This window comes from Microcoleus sp. Pol12B3 (genome assembly GCF_036701355.1).
Lineage (GTDB): Bacteria > Cyanobacteriota > Cyanobacteriia > Cyanobacteriales > Microcoleaceae > Microcoleus.
The window spans coordinates 122,519-143,323 of sequence record NZ_JAUBQS010000012.1 but is presented as its reverse complement, the minus strand read 5'-3'; the positions used below and the strand labels follow the sequence as shown (position 1 = coordinate 143,323).

Sequence of the window (20,805 nt, the reverse complement as noted above, 5' to 3'; positions counted from 1 at the left end):
GCTGTTTTTATCAACGGGGGATGAGGGCCGCAACTCTCATCCGGTCTAGTTCCTAGCTATCTTTGTCACCCCCCCAGCTTATAGGCATAGAAAATTAACGCAGCAAAAAGTTATTGTAAATTGCTCCTGAATATATCGATCGCTCCTGCTATTGGTTTGCGCTCAATTATTCGGCAAACTCTAATTAAGTGTTGGTTTAGCCGTGATGTATAATTGTCAGATTTCTCAAATTATATGCTGGTAATTAATAGTTAGTAATGGTGTAATTATTGAAGTTTTATGGGTGAAGAAGATTTAATTCATGCCCTCATGTACTTTTTAGGAATTCCTAAGTGAGTGATGATCTAGTTGCACAGATTTTTGGGTGTTTTGACTTACTACGATCTCCGATGATTCACTTTTACCCCCTCAATCCGCCTACGCTGCCCCTTGGGGGCTGCGGAATGTGGGTTTATACTTTCTCGATCTGTTCTCGCTAGACCATCCCACGGAATTTACAGCCCGCCCGCACCCCACGTGACAGTTGGGTTCGGAATGTGGGTTTTTCAAGCTCCCAGATTCATCTGTGGAGTAAATCGAAAATCTAAAATCGTTCGACTGAGCGCGATTTGACGCTCGCGCTAGCCGCACCTCTTAGGCCGAAGTCTAAAATCTAAAATTGACTGATGACCGACTAATTTCCATCCGGGTTGGTAGGAAATGTGACGATAAAATTAGTCCAGCCATTCCTGCTTTCAACCTCAATTTTTCCCTGCAACTGTTCGACAAGTTTTTGAACCAAAGCTAAACCTAAACCTGTACCTCCTTGTTTCCAAGGATCGGCGTTGGGAACTCGATAAAATTTCTCAAAAATTCGAGGCAATTCCTCTATGGAAATAGACGATTGATTGCTGAGTGTAAATTGGATTTCTGAAGCCACAGCACTTGCTTGTCGCGAATTTGTCCTTTGTCCGTCTTGTTCCCAGTCTCCGTTTTTGCACTCAACTTTCAGAAAAATTTCGCCGTCATTGGCAGTATATTTGCAGGCATTGTTGAGGAGCTCGGCTAAAATTCGTCCCAAACTAGCGCGGTTGGAACTGATCGTCGGGAGGTGGCGATCGCACTCTACTCGCAAATCCTGGTGGCGGTCGTGGGCCCGGCTGTAAAACGGGTCGATAATAGTAGGCAGCCACACTTCTAAGTTTACTGGTTCGAGGTCGATCGGACAAGTTGCGGCTTCGAGCCGCTGCAAATCTAGCAAAGCATTAATCAAATCTGTTTCTCTAGTACATTCTCTTTCTAAAATTTCTAGATAAATCTGGCGCCGATCTAGCGTGGGAGAAATTCTCAGCATATGAATAGCCATTTTTATATTAGCTAAAGGCGTCCGCAGTTCGTGAGAAACGGTGCTGAGAAATTCATCTTTGAGGACGTTTAAATGCTGGAGTTCGTGAACTTTTTGCTGCAATTCGGCGGTGCGTTCTTGGACTTGGCGTTCGAGGTCGGTGTTGAGATTTTGGACTTGCTGATAGAGTTGGGCTTGCTGAATGGCGATCGCGATTTGAGTTGCCAGTTGCAGCAGCAAATCCACTTCCGAAGGCTGCCACTGACGGGATTGGGAACACTGATGGACACACATCATCCCCCACAAATTGCCGTCTTGCAAAATTGGTACAATCAAATAAGCTTTGATTTGCGCTTGCTGGAACCGGGCATATTTTTCGGCGCTCAAACAGGCTTGGTCGAGGTCTGGAACCGCATAAATTTCCTGTTCGATCACGGAAGCAGATTCTTGCCAAATATTATCTGGCATGATTTCTCCCAATATTGAAGGCCAATTTTCGGCAACGGATTCTGCCACTACAATGCCGTAATTGCTGGACTCTAAATGCAAGATTGCTACTCGGTCAGCTTGCAAAACTTGGCGGACTTCATCGACGCTGGCGTTGAGAATTTCTTCGAGGTTTAAGGATTGGTGAATCCGCAAGGAAATGTGAGTTAACAGCCGATCGCGCTGCAATTGTTCGTGGAGTTTGGCAGTCCGTTCCCGCACCTGCTGTTCTAGTTTGGCGTTGCGGCTTTGCAGCAGTTCCACTTTTTCGGCTTGCAGTTGATAAACCGATTGCTGCAACTGTTTGACAACTCGGTACATTTCGGTGGGGTCGAGGACTCTGAGCAAGCTGGTCTGAGTAATAATTCCCAACAGTTCTCCGCGCCCCCCGCAGACGACCAGCCGCTGCACTTGTTGCTGCTGCATTTCTTTGTGCGCCGTCCATAGGGAATCGGAAGGCTGAAGAAATTGCAGGGGAGTTCTCATGACTTTTTGAGCTGGGGTTTGCTGGAAATTTAGTTCGAGAAACTGTGCCTGCACAAGGTCATATTCGGTAACAATTCCCAGCGGTTGGTGAAAGGAATAGTGAAAAATGGAGGTATAGTCATCTTTGGGCTTCTCCATTGTTAATTCTTTGTTTTTTGTAATCACTACGCAACTGACTTGATGCTCTGACATCAGTTCGGTTATGGTCAGCAGCGAGGCGGTGTGGGGCGCTGTAATTGGCGTAGTCATTAATTCTGCTACCCGCCGCAATTTAAGAATGTTTGAAGGCTGCAATACTTGGCGAATTCTTTCCCGTGTCAGCACTCCTACCAAGTGGCGAAATTGATTGACGATCGGCAAATAGCGAATCTTGTGCTGGCGAAATAAGGATAAAGCGGTAAACACGTCTTGATCATCGGACTCTGTGAGGGAGACCGACACCGGGGACATCACTTCGGAAATTGGTATTTTGTGCAGGGCTACTTTTTGCTGGTTGTCTATTGTGCCCGAAGCTATCAGCCTCACTAGGTCGGCGGGTGTTAATATGCCGATTAACAGTCCGCGGCTGGGGTTGTCGGATAAGTTGCCTGTGGTAATAGTCTGCTGGTTCTGTACGACGAACACGCAGCTGGCCCGCACCTTTTCCGGCGCGGATGTTTCGGTTATCGCCCCCCGGTCTGCAGGTACAGGTGTTTTGACTAGGGGACAAGTGTTTTGCAACTGACTCATCAGGGCGATCGCCACTGCTAAGGAAGTTTCTGGCCCGGCAGTGAGGGGGTAGCGATCGATCGCTTGTTCTAAGGCTGAGGAGTAAAAGGGCGGGTGGTAGAACGGCATAGTTGATTGCAGGTTGTCAGAGGGCGGCTAACTATCGGGCAAAGCCTTAGGGAACGGCAGAAACACCTCGCCTGTGCTTGGGATTTAAATAATAAACTTTCTCATTGATTATTTCCACGCAATCTGAGCTTTAGATTAATCGTGTCACTTATCCGCAATCTTACTCATCTCAAATCCTGGGGCGGTTTTTACTGCCTGCTTTTCCCGTGAGACTCTCCTATAATCAAAATAACCCGAATGTAAAGTTTTACTACAAGATTTACCCATAATGACAACTTTAAGCTTAGAGCAAATTGCAGCCAAGTTAGAAAGCCAAAATTCCGCCGATCGAATGGTGGCTTTGGCCAACTTGCGGAATGTGCCTGCTGCAGAGGCGGTGCCTTTGATTAAAAAGGTGTTGAACGATGAAAGTTTGCAAGTGCGATCGATGGCTGTGTTTGCTCTCGGCGTGAAACCGACAGCAGAGTGCTATCCTATTCTAGTCAAATTGCTAGAAACAGACCCGGATTACGGCATTCGCGCTGACGCTGCAGGTGCTTTGGGCTATCTGGAAGATATCAGAGCTTTTGATGCTTTGGTGCGGGCTTTTTACGAAGATACTCAATGGCTGGTGCGCTTCAGTGCTGCTGTTTCTCTGGGGAATCTCAAAGATCCCCGGGCTCGCGATGTGCTGCTAAAAGCTCTCGACAGCGAGCAAGTGGTGATCCAGCAGGCGGCAATTTCGGCTTTGGGGGAAATTAAAGATATTGGGGCGATCGATCGCATCCTCAATTTTGCTCAGTCGGAAGATTGGCTGATTCGCCAGAGGCTGGCTGAAGCTTTGGGCAATTTGCCGAGTGTTAAGAGCGTTTCGGCTTTGAAATACTTAGAAAAAGATAGTAATTCTCAAGTATCTAAGGCGGCAACAATTTCTCTCGATCGTCTGTCAAAAGCAGAAGCATGACATAAAACTTTTAGTATGTTGAAAAACCCGGTTTATTCAATAAACCGGGTTAATCCGTATTTTAGCAATCTTAATAAAGTTTATAGAGTATTCAGTAAAACCAGAATGTATTATTTAAGCTGCGCGGCTAAATCGCAAGTTAAAATAGTTGTCGATCTCCTTTAACCCAAACTAACCATGAATCAAGCGCCCAATCCCTTTAACTCAAATCCCTCCAATCCGCTAGACCCCTTGGAGCAAGAAGTTGACGAGCAAGGTGAAGCATTGCCGAAACAGTACCACCCGGCAACTAAAAAAACTCTGCAAAAAGTCTTTATCATCCTGGTAGTGGTGGGGGCAATTATTGGGGGAATTCTATCTATAGGGGTGATTTCGCTGATGCAGAAGGCGGGACTGACAGATGTGCCGGCAAGGGTACAGAACCCTAAGTGAATGGGTAGGGTGAGCGTACCGTCGGCGATCGCCAAGCCTTAATTATAGTATCGTTCCATATCGGGCCCATGTTGCTGGCGCGAAATTAAGATGCGATCGCTCGCCTTCCAAAGAAATCTTAATATTTCCCTTATTTTATTTGATGCAACGGTGTCTATACAATTAAATTCGGTGCTGTAGCAGCCCGCGCAAAAAAAAATTAAATAAACCCCACTTATTCTGAGTAAGAGAATGTTAATTATTGCCCTATTTATCGCCACGTTGTTTTTAGCATACTGCAATGGTGCTAATGATAATTTTAAAGGCGTGGCGACACTGTTTGGCAGTCAGACGACGAACTACAAAACAGCAATTGGTTGGGCAACGATTACAACTTTTGCAGGTTCAGTCTTTTCTATTTTTTTAGCAGAAACTCTGGTAAAAAGCTTTTCGGGAAAAGGGCTAGTTCCAGACGAGATCGCCAATGCCCCAGATTTTCATTTGGCAGTCGCGATCGCTGCGGGTTTAACCGTTATTCTGGCTACCTTAACTGGATTCCCTATTTCCACAACTCACGGTCTTACAGGTGCTCTTGTCGGTGCAGGTTTAGTAGCAATTGGTACTCAAGTTAATTTTACAGCATTGCAGAAAACTTTTCTAATGCCTTTGTTGCTGAGTCCCGTGATTGCGATTCCATTAGCAGCTTTAATTTATGGGCTGTCTCGCTACCTGCGAGTTTATTTGGGAATCCAGAAAGAATGGTGTATTTGCGCTGGTAAAATCCAACAGATTATTCCCATTCCTCAACCGGATGCAACTAACATACTGAAGTGTATCACAACCGCTGATGTCGCGGTCGATTCTCTCGATAAATGCACGCAAAGGTACCTGGGAAATTTCTTACAAATTCCCAGCCAAAAGTTAGTCGATGTTTGCCATTTTATGAGTGCGGGAATCGTCAGTTTTGCCAGAGGATTGAACGATACTCCGAAAATTGTTTCGCTGATGTTAGTCGGTCAATCAATATCAGTTCAGTGGGGAAGTTTAGCAGTAGCTTTGGGAATGGCGATCGGCGGTTTGTTGAATGCTCGAAAAGTTGCCGAAACAATGAGCAAAAAGCTGACAGCAATGAATACCGGTCAAGGACTTGTGGCAAACTTAGTGACGGGATTTTTAGTTATTGCTGCCAGTCGCTATGGACTTCCAGTTTCTACTACCCATGTTTCGGTAGGTTCAATCTTTGGTGTAGGATTGATTTCAAAAAAAGCTAATGTGCGCGTTTTCTATCAGATTCTACTATCATGGATTTTGACCTTGCCAATTGCTGCTGCAATCAGCGGCGGCGCTTACTGGGCGTTGCATCGGTAAGAGAATTAATCGTTAGTCCTAGAAGAGAAAGAGTTCGCAGTTGATTTGGGATTGCCATCAAAGGATAACCATATCAAATCTAAGGGTAAAAAGAAGAAATCTTGCCGGGAGTTGTTGAATAAAAATTTAAGGGTAATTTATGGTTAAAAATTCTACGATCGCGCCGCCCGTTGCAGATAAATCGATCGCTGCTGGCTTTCACGCTCTTTCTGACCCCCTGCGGATTCAGATTTTGGAGTTGCTGCGGGAACAGGAGTTGTGCGTATGCGATTTGTGCGATCGGCTCAACGTCACTCAGTCTAAACTCTCTTTTCACCTCAAAGCTTTGAAGGATGCAGCTTTAGTCCGCAGCCGCCAAGAAGGGCGCTGGATTTACTACAGCCTCAATTTAGCTCAGTTTGTCGCCCTCGAACAGTACCTCGCCGAATACCGCCGCTTCAGCCAGATACTGCCGGCGCGTCCCTGTGCCGACGCGGGTTAACCCATCAACATTTCTTGATCGCTCAAATACTGAGAGGGCTTTTTTAAGGATTGACATATCAATTTTTATTGATATGATCGGATGGAACAAATTAGTTGAGAGCGATGGATGCAACAGATCGTAGGTTAGCTTGTGCTCGGCCAGATTGCAGGCGAGAGGCGATCGCCGAATTTATAGGTACATTTATTTTGGTTTTTGCAGGCACCGGTGCGGTGATGGTTAACAAAACTAGCGCGGGTTCCGTAACTCATTTAGGCATCAGTTTTGTATTTGGTGCAGTAGTAACTGCGATGATTTACGCCCTAGGACACATCAGCGGTGCACACTTTAATCCGGCCGTAACTTTAGGGTTTTGGGCGAGCGGTTTTTTCCCAAAATACAAAGTTTTGCCTTACGTTTTGGCGCAGTGTGCGGGTGCGAGCGCAGCTTCTCAAGTGCTGCTAATTACCCTAGGAAAAGTAGCAAATCTCGGTGCAACTATTCCTCTCAAAGGTAACTGGTTGCAGTCTCTAACTTTAGAAACTGTTTTGACCTTTATCTTAATGTTTGTTATCCTCGGTTCAGGATTAGATAGACGCGCTCACATCGGCTTTGCCGGGATAGCAATTGGGTTAACTGTAGGGTTAGAAGCTGCATTTATGGGACCGATTACCGGAGCGAGCATGAATCCGGCACGATCGCTGGGCCCTGCTTTAATTGGCGGTATTTGGAACCACCATTGGGTTTACTGGGTTGCCCCTATCTGGGGAGCACAATTAGCAGTGGCAGTTTATCGAGAACTGTCTAACGGATTTCGGGATTTTAATTGAAATTATCATGACAAATTTTACGCACAAACCGAGAATCCTGTTTTTATATGGCTCTTTGAGAGAGCGTTCTTACAGCCGCTTGTTGGCGGAAGAAGCGGCGAGAATTATTGAGGATTTCGGTGCAGAAGTTAGATTTTTTAATCCTCTAGAATTGCCGATTTACGGCAGCGTTCCCGATACTCATCCGAAGGTTCAAGAGTTGCGGGAATTAAGCCTGTGGTCGGAGGGTCAAGTGTGGTCTAGTCCAGAAATGCACGGCAATATTACCGGCATTATGAAAAATCAAATTGACTGGATTCCTTTAAGCATTGGGGCTGTCAGACCGACTCAAGGCCGAACTTTGGCGGTAATGCAAGTCAGTGGCGGTTCCCAGTCTTTTAATGCTGTCAATACTTTGAGAATTTTGGGTCGCTGGATGCGGATGTTTACGATTCCGAATCAGTCTTCGGTTGCTAAGGCTTATCAGGAGTTTAACGACGATGGGACGATGAAGGATTCGCCTTATCGCGATCGCGCGATCGACGTGATGGAGGAACTGTACAAGTTTACCTTGCTGTTGCGGGAGCAAGCCGACTATTTGACCGATCGCTACAGCGAACGCAAGGAACAAGCGGCTAAAGAGGCGATCGCACTAGCAAATCGCGCCCTGGAATTACCGGGCGCTTAGAAAGCGCCGGAACCCCGCCAACAACGAATAACCAACAACTTACAACCAACAAAAACCATGAAAAAAGTAATGTTTGTTTGCAAAAGAAACTCCTGCAGATCGCAAATGGCCGAAGGATTCGCTAAAACCATCGGAGCCGGCCAGATTGGAGTCACCAGTTCCGGGTTAGAATCAAGCAGAGTTCATCCGACAGCAATTCAAGTCATGTCAGAAATCGGCATTGATATCACCGATCAAACATCCAACCCATTAAGCGAATTCAATGCAGAAGACTACGATGCCGTAATTTCTCTCTGTGGCTGCGGCGTGAATTTACCCGAAGCGTGGGTATTGCGAGAAGTGTTTGAAGATTGGCAACTCGACGATCCCGACGGACAACCCATCGAAACTTTTCACCGCGTTCGAGATGAAATTAAAGCACGAGTGGAAACATTAGTTGACTCTCTCAAGTAAGATTAATCGTCCTACACGCACGGGTGGTCAGAAACCGGGTTTTTTTCTCATAAGATGCGTTACATCCCGCAAAAACGGCAAAAAACCCAGTTTCTTGGGTTTTGATGCGTCCAGAACTATTAGAATTAGTGCTAAATTATGAGAGGCGTTCTGTCGGAACGCCTCTACATTCGTTGCGAGCAAAGACCAAAAGGTTAGCACATGATTCAGACAGCAGTCACGCCTTTCAAAAACAAAATTAACTCAGCTGTAACTAAAAAGCAGATTACAGTTTTACAAATTAATCTCGGCAAACGCTGCAACCTGGCTTGCACTCACTGCCACGTTGAAGCTAGCCCGAACCGAACAGAAGAACTTTCCCCGGAAATTTGCGACCAATTAATTGAAATTATTCACCGCTTTCCTCAAATTAAAACTGTTGATCTCACCGGCGGCGCTCCCGAAATGCTTTACGGTTTTAAACCGCTGGCGGAAGCTGCCAGGGCGGCAGGTAAAGAGGTAATTGTTCGTTCTAATTTGACGATTTACTTTGAAAAAGGTTTTGAAGATATTCCCGAATATTGCGCGCAGCATCAACTCAGAATTGTGGCGTCGCTTCCCTGCTATCAAGCTGACAATGTGGACAAAATGCGCGGCAGCGGTGTTTTTGACAGTTCAATTCGGGCGCTACAAAAGCTAAATCAGTTGGGATACGGGAAAAACCCAAATTTAATTCTCGATTTGGTGTACAATCCACAAGTGCCGACAACAGACAAATTTTCGCTAACACCGGAACAAGGCAAGTTAGAGCAAGATTACAAGGTTTATTTAGCCGAACATTTTGGGATTTGTTTTAATCAATTGTTCGCGATTACTAATTTGCCGGTGGGACGAACTAAGTTTCATTTGGAACATAAGAAACTGCACAAACCTTATCTCGGGTTTTTGGAGGAGAATTTTAATCCCGGCACCCTAGAACATTTAATGTGTCGTAACGAATTGTCGATTGACTATTTGGGCAATGTCTACGACTGCGATTTTAACCAAATGGAAAATCTGCCCGCGAAAACTGGCAGCGGGGAAAAGATAAATACTGCTAAATTGCTCGCATCTGGTAGTTTAGATGTCATTCAAGAGGTGCAAACGGCTGCTTATTGTTACGGCTGTACGGCAGGTTGCGGTTCTAGCTGCGGCGGTACTTTGATTTGAGAAGGAAGAAGGAAGAAGGAAGAAGGAAGAAACTATGCTCTTGGGCCCGATTCCCGATTCCCGATTCCCGATTCCCCATGCTTTTGGGCCCAATGCCCCATGCCCGTATTATTGAGAGTGGAGAGTTGAGGTAATGAATGATTCGCGATCGCCCGATGAAAATCCGTCAACATCAAATAGGTGGAAGCTGATTTTAGGGATTGGTTTAGCTGTGGCTTTGATTGTGGCGGCAAAGTTTTTTAACTTTCAAGGAATTCTGAAAAATGCCCTGGAGTCGATCGCGAGTCTCGGCCCTTGGGGCCCGGCAGCTTTTATTGTAATTTACATTGTAGCAACGGTTCTATTTATCCCTGGTTCTTTGCTGACTCTCGGTTCTGGCGTTTTGTTCGGAGTCGTTGGCGGCTCGGTTTGTGTTTCCATCGGCTCGGTTTTAGGCGCAACTTGCGCTTTTGTGGTAGGGCGGTATTTAACTCGCGACTGGGTTTCCAAACAGATAGAGGGCAATCAAAAATTTAAGGCGATCGACTCCGCAGTTGCCTCTGAAGGATGGAAAATTGTGCTGCTGACGCGGCTTTCTCCCATTTTCCCGTTTAATTTACTTAACTATGCTTTTGGAGTCACGCAGGTATCTCTAAAAGACTATTTTTTCGCATCTTGGATCGGCATGATTCCCGGAACAGTCATGTATGTTTATATCGGTTCCTTGGCCGGGAGTTTGGCGGCACTCGGATCTAGTGGGCGATCGCGCACTACTGCTGAGTGGGTTCTCTACGGTATTGGTTTGGTAGCAACGATCGCCCTCACCGTTTATGCAACCCGCTTCGCCAAAAAAGCTTTAGACGAAAAAATTTCTCCTTGAAGCCAGATCACAAATTAGTCAAACTGTCAATAAGTATTTACCTCTACATTAGAATACATTGCTAATTTAAAAAACTCCGTATTTTCTCTATGTTATTTACAATTATTTTGTTATACAAACGAGATAGATATTAAAGATATCGTAAAGCAGTAACCTCTATTAGGTAAACCGAAGGTCAAAATATAAAGCTGATGCCAAAATAGAAGGCGAGCGTGCGATCGGAATAAGAATTGTTTGCAGACAGGAATGCAAGTCATACCATTTTAAATTTTAGATTTTAGATTTTAGATTGGGAATGACTGATGACTACCAGGGTTGGAATCACCAGCCTACAGTTGCATTATTTTCTGAAACTGGTCTCACGACTTGCCGGATATTAATTCTGGCGAATGACCAATACCGTTTGATGAATGTGATTCGGAGAGAACATTTGATGATGCAAAACCCAGCAAATCAAGCCGGATCAGTGTCTGCGCCGCCGCCACACCAAGCAAAAAAGCTGCGCCACTTTTGGGACAACATCAGTAGTTCTGCTCAATCGCGGTGGCAGCAAGCGCATAGTCTTTGGCAGCACAGACGGCAGCGCCGCCATTTGCTGACCCTGCTAATTCTGGCCACCACGGCTTTAACCATTAGCACAACTGCTTGCATCAGCTATTTTTTTGTGCGCGGGCTAATCCTCGACAATTTAAAGCAAATCGCACTATTAAAACTAGAAAAAGGCACTGACGAAATCGACCGCTGGCTCAGCACTCGCAAAGCAGAAATAGAAACCCTTGCTTACGATCCTACGGTTAACACTCTTAATTGGAAATTAGTCGAACCCCGGTTACAAGGAGAAATATACAGATTAAAAGAGTATTTCATTTTGTCCTTGACTCAACCGGACGGCTTATTTATCAATACTTTAGGCAAGCGCGCGAACAGTAAAGACCGCCAACACTTTCAAAAAGCAATGGCCGGGCAGCTCAACGTTTCCGACCCGCTGATAGGCCGCAGTACAAAAATTTCTACAATCATTATTTCAGCTCCTATTTGGGCTTTACCTCCCGCTCCCAATCAAGTAATTGGAGTCCTATCGGGCAGCATTAAATTAGACAGAGTTACATCTGTCGCTAACAGCTTGCTGTACGGTTCTGACAGTTATGCTTTTGCGCTCAATTCACAAGGAGTGCCAATTGTTCATCCCAACAGTAACTTAGTTGGAAATATCGACCGGGAGACCCCAAGCTTTTTACAGTCACAAGACCCCGCACTCTCCACAATTGCGCGGCAGATGATCGACGGCCAGACCAACATCGAACTGGTAAAAATAGATCGCAAATGGGTGTATGTGGCCTACGCACCCCTCAAGGAAGTTAATTGGTCGATGGCTTTAGTAATTCCCCGCGAAAATATTGAATCCCAACTGCAAGCATTAAATTTGCTGACATCGGTCGTGGCCGGACTGCTCGGCCCAGCCATGCTAGGAGCAATTTGGCTAATTTACTCCTCCGAAAACAATCGCGCTCAAGCGGAGCGAGAAGCCATGCTCAACCGGATTGCTGGACGCATTCGCGCTTCCCTGGAATTAGACAAGATTGTGCAAAGTACAGTCGAAGAAATAGTAAGTTTACTGCACCTAGAACGGGCTGCTTTTGGGTGGTACAAACCCAAAGAACAAATGTTACACATCCTATGGGAATGTTGCCCATCTGATTGTTCGACGCCCGCTAAGAAGTTTGAGTCTTACTTTGTCGGAAATTTGTCGATACCGAGTGGCCAATGCGAGCCAATTATTCTTTCGAGGGACACTTGGGCGGAGGGTGCAGCTCAAACGAACGAAATTAAAAAAGCTAATAGCTATTTAGCGGTTCCTGTCCACACTCAAAACCAGCCGCAGGGTTATTTAATTTGCAGCCACGTTAGTCATTGGCTTTGGAGCCGGGAGGAAATCCAACTATTAAAAGCTGTGGCAGACCAATTGGCGATCGCAATTACTCAAGCTCACCTTTACAGTCAAACCCAAGACCAAGTAAAACTGCTTAATAGCGCCTTAAATGAACTGAAAAAAACTCAAACTCATTTGGTGCAGAGCGAAAAAATGTCATCCCTAGGTCAAATGGTGGCGGGAATAGCGCACGAAATTAACAACCCCGTTAACTTCATTTCGGCTAATTTGCCTCACACCAGCAAATATACTAAAGATTTATTAGAGTTGGTGAGTTTGTACAAAGAAGCCTTCCCAGAGGTTCCCCAGGAAATCGCAGATTTCACCGAAGAAATTGAGTTAGAATTTATCGAGGAAGATTTGCCACATATATTGGATTCTATGAAAATAGGAACCGAACGCATTCGCAGCATCGTTCTTTCTTTGCGTAATTTTTCTCGCCTAGATGAATCTGACAAAAAGCAGGCGGATATTCACGAAGGTATAGAAAATACCTTGCTGTTGCTCTCCAACCGCATCAAAAATAGAATTTATATAGTCAAGAAATACGGAAAAGTGCCTTCAGTAGAATGCTATCCGTCTCAGCTCAATCAGGTGTTTATGAACTTGCTGAGCAATGCGATCGATGCCTTGAACGAGATCGATCGCCTGGATAAAATTATTACTATTTCCACGGGAGTAGTTCGCGAACATGGCGGTAAATTTCTGAAAGTGGCCATCGCCGACAACGGCCCAGGCATTCCCGACAGCGTTAAAGACCAAATTTATAACCCATTTTTTACTACCAAACCCGTGGGCAAAGGCACTGGTTTGGGGTTAGCAATTAGCTACAAAATTATAGTAGACGGACACGGAGGCAGCATCGAAATTTCTAAACCTTCGGGCGGCGGCACGGAGTTTTTGGTAAAAGTTCCTATTAGTAACGGGAAATAATACCATTTTAAATTGTAGATTTTAGATTTTGGAATACCCGATCGAACAAGCTTTTGAAGCTGGTATACAGTTGCATTTTTTATAAAAACTGGTATAAGAAGAAAGTGCGAAAGGAAGCCCACGGATTTGGTAAGCGAGGTAACTGATAGAGGGGAGAGGTTCGAGGGGTTCAACGGTTTGAATTCATGCTAAGCTGACGGCCGTTGGCTAAAATTATAAGAGTTTTTGTTAAAGGTGTTTTATGGCTGTTGGCAAGGATACAATTTTCGAGCGCTTCTTGTCGCCCCTGATTCGACTGGCGATCGACGAACAAGCACTGAAACGACTCTATGAAGGTATCGACTGGGAAACAGCGGGCGATCGCTACCGACAACCCAACTTAGTTTATCCCGAATATTACAGCAGCCAAAACTTTCACGGCATTAAAGGTGGCTACCTCAACCCCAGTGCCGCCGTTTCCTACGATCCCATCACGCAATATGTTTTGCCTCCCCACGAAACAGTCGTCAGGCAAGGCTTAATTGACGCTGTGCGGGTGAAACCGCGCCGAATCATCGATTTGGGATGCGGCACCGGCTCTACAACGCTCATGCTCAAGCAAGCTTTTCCCCAAGCAGAAGTTGTCGGGCTGGACTTGTCGCCTTATATGCTGGTAGTTGCCGACATGAAAGCGCAAAAAGCCGGCTTAAATATCGAGTGGTTGCATGGAAATGCCGAAAGCGTTGCTTTTGCCGATGCCAGCTTCGATTTAGTAGCAGCTTCCTTGCTGTTTCACGAGACGCCGCCTGCTGTATCGCGGGCAATTTTGCGAGAAAGCTTCCGACTGCTGAAGGTTGGGGGACAAGTGGCAATTTTGGACGGAAATCAAAAAACTTTGCGGCAGACGCAGTGGCTGACTGATATCTTTGAGGAGCCTTATATTAAGTCTTACGCGGCTGGCAGCCTCGATGCTTGGGCGGGGGCGGCTGGATTTGCGGCGGTGCAAACTCACGAACACTGGTGGACTAATCAGGTGACGCAGGGCGTGAAACCTTTGCCGGGGGAAGATTTGGAACAGGCAAAGGTGGCGAGGGGGTGGAATTGGGGCGATCGAACTCCTGATTTTGATGGCGATTTACCAGGCATTCCAGCTCCTGCTTGATCTATTAACTGTTGCCTGTTAATGGTTAACTGTTAGCAAACTAATGACTAATGACTCATGACTAATGACTCTAAAAGCAGTTTTATTTGATTTTAATGGCGTGATTGTTAATGACGAGCCGATTCACGAAAAAATAATCGAACAATTGATGCTCGATGAAAATCTCCAGCTCAAACGTGGGGAGTTTCGAGAAGTTTGTTTGGGAAAAAGCGATCGCGCTTGCATTACCGAACTGCTCAAGCGCCGAGGACGATATCTAACAGAAACATATCTCGATCGGCTGCTGCAACGCAAGTCCCAAGCTTACAAAGCTCAAATAGATACTTTGGAGAAACTGCCGATTTATCCCGGTTTGGCAGAATTTATTGACAAAATTCGGGTCGCCGGACTGAAAATGGCCGTAGTTAGCGGGGCAATGCGATCGGAGATAGAATTGGTGTTAGATCGGGCCGGTTTGGCAGCAAACTTTGAGTTAATTGTCGCAGGTGACGACTTGACGGCGAGCAAACCAGCACCTGACGGCTATCTATTGGCTGTCGAACTTCTCAACCAGAAATATCCCGAATTTAACCTGCAACCGATCGAGTGTTTGGCGCTAGAAGATACTTTTGCGGGGATTGAAGCAGCGAAAAAAGCGGGGATTCAGGTTGCGGGTGTGACTCACACTTACCCGTTTCACATGATCCAGCGCCAAGCTAATTGGACGGTGGACTATTTTACTGATTTAGAGTTGGACAGAGTGGCCGCACTTTGCTCGATCGCTCCCACTGAGCCGGCTGCGGAAAACACTTGACGTTTTTAGCAGTTACGTGCTAGTGTAAGTGACGGTCTGCGAACGTGAGAGCAACCAAGACCTATAAACCTTTTAGATTCGGCAATCCGGCATCTAAAATGCTAAATTAAAACTCAATCAGGGGAATTAGCTCAGTTGGTAGAGCGCTGCGATCGCACCGCAGAGGCCAGCGGTTCGAGTCCGCTATTCTCCATAAATCAGGGGCATTTCTACAGGTGACGATCGTACTCAAAGCGAAGTGCGATCGTCACCTGCTTTCATACTCGCCTATTTTATGCGATCGACCGGATTGCTGCCTAAGTTTTAGCATCAATAATCTGTTGAGAGCGAGAAACCCGGTTGCTATTTTGTGCGATCGACGCCCTTGCTGCCTAACTGGTAGCATCAATAAGATAATTTCTGTAAAGAAACCGGGTTTCTCATTACACACTAATTGCTGAAAAGACGTATTTTGGTGTCTAAACCCGGTTTCCCAAAAAAATCCGGTAAGCCCGCGATCCCAACCCTGATGTCATCAGTCAATCTAAAATCCAACATGATTTCAGCCCGGTTTCTGTCGCAGTTACCCTCAATCCCCACAAAACATTCAATTTCTCAAAAACAATAAGTTTTGTAGCTAAAAATACAACAGTCTGCTGAAGCGAGTCTTAATATCAAGTCGCTATGTGTTATTATTCTCAATCATCTGACTCATCTATTCAAGAGTAACAAGAAAAAATGACAAAGCGATTCGATCGGCGGAAATTTATTTTATACAGTTCTGCTACCCTAACATCAAGTTTATTTCTCAAAGCTTGTAGAACTCCAACTCAAACAGCCACTCCCGCAGCTTCTCCCACATCAACAGGAACTACACCAGCAGCCGGGGGCGGAAACACGATAAAAGTAGGAATTTTGCATTCCTTGAGCGGCACGATGTCAATCAGCGAAAAAAGCGTGGTCGATGCCGAACAATTAGCGATCGAAGAAATCAATAAAGCTGGTGGCGTCCTCGGCAAACAAATCGAAGCAGTAATAGAAGATGGCAACTCAGACTGGCCGACTTTTGCCGAAAAAGCCAAAAAATTGATCGACCAAGATAAAGTTGTCACTGTCTTCGGCTGCTGGACTTCCGCCAGCCGCAAAGCAGTATTGCCGGTATTTGAAGAAAAAAATCATATGCTCTGGTATCCCGTACAATACGAGGGTCAAGAGTGTTCCAAAAATATTTTTTACACCGGCGCGGCACCAAACCAGCAAATCGAACCAGCAGTGGATTGGCTGCTAGAAAATAAAGGCAAAAAATTCTTTTTAGTCGGGTCGGACTACGTTTTTCCCCGCACGGCAAATACCATTATCAAAGCCCAGCTAGCAGCCAAAGGTGGCGAATTAGTTGGGGAAGATTACATTCCTTTGGGCGGGACAGAAGTTACGCCAATTATTACTAAAATTAAGGCAGCTTTGCCAGATGGGGGCGTCATTTTCAATTCCCTCAACGGCGACAGCAACGTAGCATTTTTCAAACAGTTGCAGGGTGCAGGTTTGGATCCGGACAAATATCCGTCAATGTCTGTCAGTATTGCTGAAGAAGAAGTAAAGGCGATCGGCGTAGAATATCTTAAAGGCCATTACGCTGCCTGGAATTACTTCATGACTGTAGAATCTCCGGAAAATACAAAATTTGTGGAAGCTTTCAAAGCAAAATATGGCAAAGATAGAGTGACAAATGACCCGATGGAAGCAGCTTATATCATGGTGTACCTGTGGAAGCAAGCCGTCGAAAAAGCAGGGACAGCCGACGATTTAGAAAAAGTGCGGGCAGCAGCTTTGGGTCAAACCTTTGACGCGCCGGAGGGCAAAGTTACGATGGAAAACAACCACCACATCTCTAAATTTGTGCGCTTGGGCGAAGTGAGAGAAGACGGTTTGTTTAACATCGCTTATGCTACACCAGAAGCAGTGAAGCCGGTGCCTTGGAATCAATTTGTCGCTGAAACAAAAGGCTTTGCTTGCGATTGGTCAGACCCCGCAAAAGGTGGAAAATTCAAAGCTTGATAAGTCGGTAATACCATTTTTTAAAACGTTGGCAACGTATCGTTCGATCCCCCCTAGCTACCCTTAATAAAGGGGGGAAAAAAGCGTTCTTGCGTCACCCCCTACTCTCCTTAATCAGGAGAACGGGAGGATTCAAATTCCGCCTTAATGAAGGGGAACTGGAGTATTCAAATTCTCCCTGATTAAAGGAGACATAGGGGTATCGAGATACTCACTCTAAGCATAATTTATAGAAAAACTCGACGCTTACTTAAGTTGACACCAACGTGGCAAAATCCGCCCCTAATTATCCGCGAACAAAGTTAACAGACTTGATGCAGGAGTAACAAAATTGGCGATATTAGATGGTTTATTTAACGGCATTAGCATCGGCGCTGTTTTACTAATTGCAGCCCTGGGACTAGCGATTATTTTCGGGCTGATGGGCGTAATTAATATGGCTCATGGCGAGTTGATGATGCTGGGGGCTTATACAACTTTCGTGGTGCAAAATGTCTTCAAAGGTATGGGAGGATTTGCCTTTGAAACATACATTTTCTTTGCGATTCCCTTAGCTTTTTTAGTAGCTGCCTTGGTAGGATTAATTCTAGAACGCGGAGTGATTCGCTATCTTTACGGGCGGCCGCTAGAAACTTTGCTGGCAACTTGGGGCGTAAGTTTAATTTTGCAGCAGTTTGTCCGCAGCGTTAGTTGGGTGCTGGTAATTGGGATTGCGGTGTTTTGTTTGCTGTTTTTTGGCGGTTTGCGGGTGCTGAAATCTCGCATGGATTTCGATCGCATTCGCAGCAAAATTATTGCCATAATTTTGCCTTTATCTTTGGCTATTTCCTGGGCTGTGAGCGCCTTTGTAGGGCAAACTTACAAACTGGCAGTAACTCAACCTTGGTTTGGCGCTCAAAATGTGGACGTAACTGCACCGCAATGGTTGCGGGGCGGCATACCGCTGGGAAATTTTCAGTTGCCCTACGCCCGAATTTTTATTATTGTCCTTACCGGAATTTGTTTGGCGGGAATTTACCTATTTTTGCAAAAGTCTGTGTGGGGATTGCAGATTAGATCCGTGACGCAAAATCGCAGCATGAGTGCGTGTTTGGGAATTCCTACCGAACAAGTAGATGCGCTGACTTTTGCTTTGGGTTCGGGGTTGGCAGGTGTGGCTGGGTGCGCGATTAGTTTGATCGGTTCGGTAGGGTCAAATACCGGACAAAATTATATAGTCGATACGTTTATGGTGGTGGTTGTGGGCGGTGTCGGCAAGATTGTGGGGAGTGTAGTTGCTGCGATCGCGATCGGCACTGCAAATTACCTGATCGGTTCTGGAACCTTAGCATTAATGTTCGCTCCTATCAAGCCTTTAGCCGACTTCTTCACATTTTTCGCCACAACCAGCATGGCAAAAGTAATGGTATTCGCCTTAATTATGGCTTTTCTGCAAGTGAAGCCGGGAGGGATTTTCCCGCAAAAAGGGCGGACGGTAGAAAATTAAAAATTACAACTGCGAGTGTAGCGAAAAATGCAGAAAACACATCACAAAACCTGGCTAAAAGAAGCGGCAATTGTCAGCGCGATCGCCCTCACATTCATCTTGCTCATCCCAGGAATACTCCCCGATGTTCGGCTCAATCAATTAGGGAGATTTTTAGCACTAGCAATTGCCGCCCTCGGCATAGACTTGATTTGGGGATACACGGGTTTGCTCAGTTTAGGGCATGGAGTGTTTTTTGCGATCGGCGGCTACGCCTTCGCCATGCACCTAAAATTGCAAATTCCCCCAACCGCCAGCAGTCAATTGCCAGAATTTATGAACCTCTACGGCGTTAATGAACTCCCCTGGTTTTGGCAACCATTTTATTCATTTCCTTTCTCAGCATTAGCAGTAGTTCTCATCCCCGCCATCTTGGGCGCACTTTTAGGTTATTTAGTATTCCGCAATCGAATTCGAGGCGTTTACTTTTCAATTCTCACACAAGCAGCAACCATAGTATTTTTCAACTTCTTTAACGGCCAGCAAAAACTAATTAACGGCACCAACGGACTCACAGACTTTAAAACCCTGTTCGGAGCCACAGTTAATGACCGAGATACTCAATATATTTTCTACATTCTGACCATAATATTTCTAGCAGCAACTTACGCCCTCTGCCGGTGGCTGACCAGCGGGCGTTTCGGCCGCCTGCTAGTTGCCATTCGCGACGATGAAGTGCGCCTGCGTTTCTCAGGTTACAATCCCACAGGATATAAAGTTTTAGTCTTTGCAATTTCCGCCGGTTTAGCCGGGATTGCAGGCGCATTATTTACCGTACAAACCGGAATCATTTCGCCAAAAGCAATGGATATTGCCTTTTCAATTGAAATGGTAATCTGGGTCGCAGTAGGAGGTCGCGCCACATTATCTGGAGCAATATTAGGAACACTGCTAGTCAACTTTGGCAAGAGTTTCTTGAGCGAACAATTTCCCGAAGTGTGGCTATTTTTCCAAGGCGCGCTATTTTTAATAGTAGTAACAGTCCTGCCCGACGGCATAGTCGGATGGCTGCAATATCAAAGTTTCGACCAAATCCGCCGCTTGTTCAGAAAACCAAAGTACGTATCTACTTACCCCAGCCTAGAACAAGACCCCCAAGTGCAGCTAGAAAAAGAAGAACTTGAACATTGAGTGCAAAAATATCGTGTAATTTAGAAGGATGCTGACATAAATAAAGGTCACCTATAACAGACAAACAAAGCAATCGCCATAGACTTGGCAAACGCTGCATTTATCTCTGTCTGAGGAGACGCAATATATATGTCCACCTACTTAGATATCCGTAGCAAGTAGCTTCGTTCTTTAAATTGAGGGGCCACATATGGCAGATATTATTGACTACAAAATTTACGGCGACGATTTGCAACTCATCGAGATTGAACTCGACCCTAGAGAAGGCGTCAGGGCTGAAGCTGGAACCATGACATACATGGAAGGCGACATCCAAATGCAAACATCCACAGGCGGCGGCTTATTTCAAGGTTTCAAACGAATGCTCACAGGAGCGGGTTTTTTCATTACCACCTTTGTCAACGCCGGAAATCGTAAGGCCCGCGTCGCTTTTGCCGCCCCCTATCCGGGTAAAGTAATTCCGCTAGATTTAAGCAAACTTGGCGGTAAATTTTTGTGTCAAAAAGACTCTTTTCTTTGTGCTGCCAACGGGATTGAAATTGAGGTAGCTTTCACCAAGCGACTCGGTGCCGGTTTCTTTGGTGGAGAAGGTTTTATTCTGCAAAAATTGCAGGGTGACGGGCTAGCTTTTGTTCATGCGGGAGGAACAATAGTTGAGAAAAATTTAGGAGTTGGCGAAGTGTTGCGAGTAGACACCGGCTGTTTAGTAGCTTTTGCTCCCACAGTAGACTACGACATTCAATTTGTTGGCGGGTTTAAGAATGCTTTGTTTGGAGGTGAAGGCTTGTTTTTGGCAAAAATGACTGGACCTGGAAAAGTATATGTGCAAAGTTTGCCACTCTCGAAGTTAGCTGAACGGATTTTAGCTGCTACTCCACCTTCTATTTCGAGCAGTTCTAGCAGTTTTAGTTGAGAGTAAAATAACCATTTATGTGCTTGTGTAGGGTGCGTCAGCCAGCAGATTTTCTGGGTTATCCAGAGACGGTTAACTGACGCACCTTCTCAG

At 45.6% G+C, this 20,805-nt stretch carries 17 protein-coding genes and 1 tRNA gene; 17 read left to right on the top strand and 1 reads right to left on the bottom strand.

The window, feature by feature from the left end:
* Nucleotides 1-673 precede the first annotated feature (673 nt).
* The gene (locus QUA53_RS08960; RefSeq protein ID WP_333096270.1) at nt 674-3,133 is read right to left on the bottom strand and encodes a CBS domain-containing protein; all 2,460 of its coding nucleotides are present in this window, start codon (nt 3,131-3,133) and stop codon (nt 674-676) included.
* Between the two features lie 268 nt (nt 3,134-3,401).
* Between QUA53_RS08960 and QUA53_RS08955 the strand changes: the two genes are divergently transcribed.
* The 17 genes from QUA53_RS08955 (at nt 3,402) to QUA53_RS08875 (ending at nt 20,712) form a co-directional block, all read left to right on the top strand.
* On the top strand, nt 3,402-4,076 hold the full coding sequence (locus QUA53_RS08955; RefSeq protein WP_333062888.1) for a HEAT repeat domain-containing protein: 675 nt from the start codon (nt 3,402-3,404) through the stop codon (nt 4,074-4,076).
* Between the two features lie 177 nt (nt 4,077-4,253).
* Entirely contained in the window at nt 4,254-4,508 is a 255-nt protein-coding gene (locus tag QUA53_RS08950) for a hypothetical protein (protein ID WP_333075830.1), read from the top strand.
* 231 nt (nt 4,509-4,739) lie between these two features.
* On the top strand, nt 4,740-5,855 hold the full coding sequence (locus tag QUA53_RS08945) for an inorganic phosphate transporter (RefSeq protein WP_333096271.1): 1,116 nt from the start codon (nt 4,740-4,742) through the stop codon (nt 5,853-5,855).
* Between the two features lie 139 nt (nt 5,856-5,994).
* Entirely contained in the window at nt 5,995-6,336 is a 342-nt protein-coding gene (locus tag QUA53_RS08940) for a metalloregulator ArsR/SmtB family transcription factor (protein WP_333096272.1), read from the top strand.
* A gap of 104 nt (nt 6,337-6,440) precedes the next feature.
* Nucleotides 6,441-7,145, top strand: a complete 705-nt coding sequence (locus QUA53_RS08935) for an MIP/aquaporin family protein (protein WP_333096274.1) — start codon at nt 6,441-6,443, stop codon at nt 7,143-7,145.
* A gap of 7 nt (nt 7,146-7,152) precedes the next feature.
* The gene (gene arsH / locus QUA53_RS08930) at nt 7,153-7,812 is read left to right on the top strand and encodes an arsenical resistance protein ArsH (RefSeq protein ID WP_333096276.1); all 660 of its coding nucleotides are present in this window, start codon (nt 7,153-7,155) and stop codon (nt 7,810-7,812) included.
* Between the two features lie 57 nt (nt 7,813-7,869).
* The gene (arsC, locus tag QUA53_RS08925) at nt 7,870-8,265 is read left to right on the top strand and encodes an arsenate reductase, glutathione/glutaredoxin type (protein ID WP_190662998.1); all 396 of its coding nucleotides are present in this window, start codon (nt 7,870-7,872) and stop codon (nt 8,263-8,265) included.
* A 201-nt stretch (nt 8,266-8,466) separates the two neighbouring features.
* Nucleotides 8,467-9,453 (top strand): arsenosugar biosynthesis radical SAM (seleno)protein ArsS, encoded by a 987-nt coding sequence (arsS, locus tag QUA53_RS08920; RefSeq protein WP_333096278.1) that lies wholly within the window; start codon nt 8,467-8,469, stop codon nt 9,451-9,453.
* Nucleotides 9,454-9,586: 133 nt separating this feature from the next.
* Nucleotides 9,587-10,312, top strand: coding sequence for a TVP38/TMEM64 family protein (locus QUA53_RS08915; protein WP_333096280.1), 726 nt, complete (start codon nt 9,587-9,589; stop codon nt 10,310-10,312).
* Nucleotides 10,313-10,607: 295 nt separating this feature from the next.
* A complete protein-coding gene (locus QUA53_RS08910) occupies nt 10,608-13,175 on the top strand; it encodes an ATP-binding protein (RefSeq protein ID WP_333096282.1) in 2,568 nt (855 codons plus the stop codon).
* 241 nt (nt 13,176-13,416) lie between these two features.
* On the top strand, nt 13,417-14,316 hold the full coding sequence (locus QUA53_RS08905) for a class I SAM-dependent methyltransferase (RefSeq protein ID WP_333096283.1): 900 nt from the start codon (nt 13,417-13,419) through the stop codon (nt 14,314-14,316).
* A 64-nt stretch (nt 14,317-14,380) separates the two neighbouring features.
* Complete coding sequence (locus QUA53_RS08900) at nt 14,381-15,109, top strand: HAD family phosphatase (RefSeq protein ID WP_333096285.1); 729 nt, start codon at nt 14,381-14,383, stop codon at nt 15,107-15,109.
* Nucleotides 15,110-15,229: 120 nt separating this feature from the next.
* Nucleotides 15,230-15,302 (top strand) — tRNA-Ala (locus QUA53_RS08895).
* 524 nt (nt 15,303-15,826) lie between these two features.
* Nucleotides 15,827-17,143 carry an urea ABC transporter substrate-binding protein gene (gene urtA, locus QUA53_RS08890; protein ID WP_333096288.1) on the top strand — a complete coding sequence of 439 codons (1,317 nt, stop codon included), beginning with the start codon at nt 15,827-15,829 and terminating at the stop codon, nt 17,141-17,143.
* A gap of 331 nt (nt 17,144-17,474) precedes the next feature.
* Nucleotides 17,475-18,629, top strand: coding sequence for an ABC transporter permease subunit (locus QUA53_RS08885; RefSeq protein ID WP_333096290.1), 1,155 nt, complete (start codon nt 17,475-17,477; stop codon nt 18,627-18,629).
* Nucleotides 18,630-18,656: 27 nt separating this feature from the next.
* Complete coding sequence (gene urtC / locus QUA53_RS08880; protein WP_333096292.1) at nt 18,657-19,799, top strand: urea ABC transporter permease subunit UrtC; 1,143 nt, start codon at nt 18,657-18,659, stop codon at nt 19,797-19,799.
* 190 nt (nt 19,800-19,989) lie between these two features.
* Nucleotides 19,990-20,712 carry a TIGR00266 family protein gene (locus QUA53_RS08875; RefSeq protein WP_333096294.1) on the top strand — a complete coding sequence of 241 codons (723 nt, stop codon included), beginning with the start codon at nt 19,990-19,992 and terminating at the stop codon, nt 20,710-20,712.
* Nucleotides 20,713-20,805: the final 93 nt, after the last annotated feature.

Coding starts and splice junctions, on each gene's coding strand:
- QUA53_RS08960 (WP_333096270.1), bottom strand. CDS start 3,133: ATGCCGTTCTACCACCCGCCCTTTTACTCCTCAGCCTTAGAACAAGCG.
- QUA53_RS08955 (WP_333062888.1), top strand. CDS start 3,402: ATGACAACTTTAAGCTTAGAGCAAATTGCAGCCAAGTTAGAAAGCCAA.
- QUA53_RS08950 (WP_333075830.1), top strand. CDS start 4,254: ATGAATCAAGCGCCCAATCCCTTTAACTCAAATCCCTCCAATCCGCTA.
- QUA53_RS08945 (WP_333096271.1), top strand. CDS start 4,740: ATGTTAATTATTGCCCTATTTATCGCCACGTTGTTTTTAGCATACTGC.
- QUA53_RS08940 (WP_333096272.1), top strand. CDS start 5,995: ATGGTTAAAAATTCTACGATCGCGCCGCCCGTTGCAGATAAATCGATC.
- QUA53_RS08935 (WP_333096274.1), top strand. CDS start 6,441: ATGGATGCAACAGATCGTAGGTTAGCTTGTGCTCGGCCAGATTGCAGG.
- arsH (WP_333096276.1), top strand. CDS start 7,153: ATGACAAATTTTACGCACAAACCGAGAATCCTGTTTTTATATGGCTCT.
- arsC (WP_190662998.1), top strand. CDS start 7,870: ATGAAAAAAGTAATGTTTGTTTGCAAAAGAAACTCCTGCAGATCGCAA.
- arsS (WP_333096278.1), top strand. CDS start 8,467: ATGATTCAGACAGCAGTCACGCCTTTCAAAAACAAAATTAACTCAGCT.
- QUA53_RS08915 (WP_333096280.1), top strand. CDS start 9,587: ATGAATGATTCGCGATCGCCCGATGAAAATCCGTCAACATCAAATAGG.
- QUA53_RS08910 (WP_333096282.1), top strand. CDS start 10,608: ATGACTGATGACTACCAGGGTTGGAATCACCAGCCTACAGTTGCATTA.
- QUA53_RS08905 (WP_333096283.1), top strand. CDS start 13,417: ATGGCTGTTGGCAAGGATACAATTTTCGAGCGCTTCTTGTCGCCCCTG.
- QUA53_RS08900 (WP_333096285.1), top strand. CDS start 14,381: ATGACTCTAAAAGCAGTTTTATTTGATTTTAATGGCGTGATTGTTAAT.
- urtA (WP_333096288.1), top strand. CDS start 15,827: ATGACAAAGCGATTCGATCGGCGGAAATTTATTTTATACAGTTCTGCT.
- urtC (WP_333096292.1), top strand. CDS start 18,657: ATGCAGAAAACACATCACAAAACCTGGCTAAAAGAAGCGGCAATTGTC.
- QUA53_RS08875 (WP_333096294.1), top strand. CDS start 19,990: ATGGCAGATATTATTGACTACAAAATTTACGGCGACGATTTGCAACTC.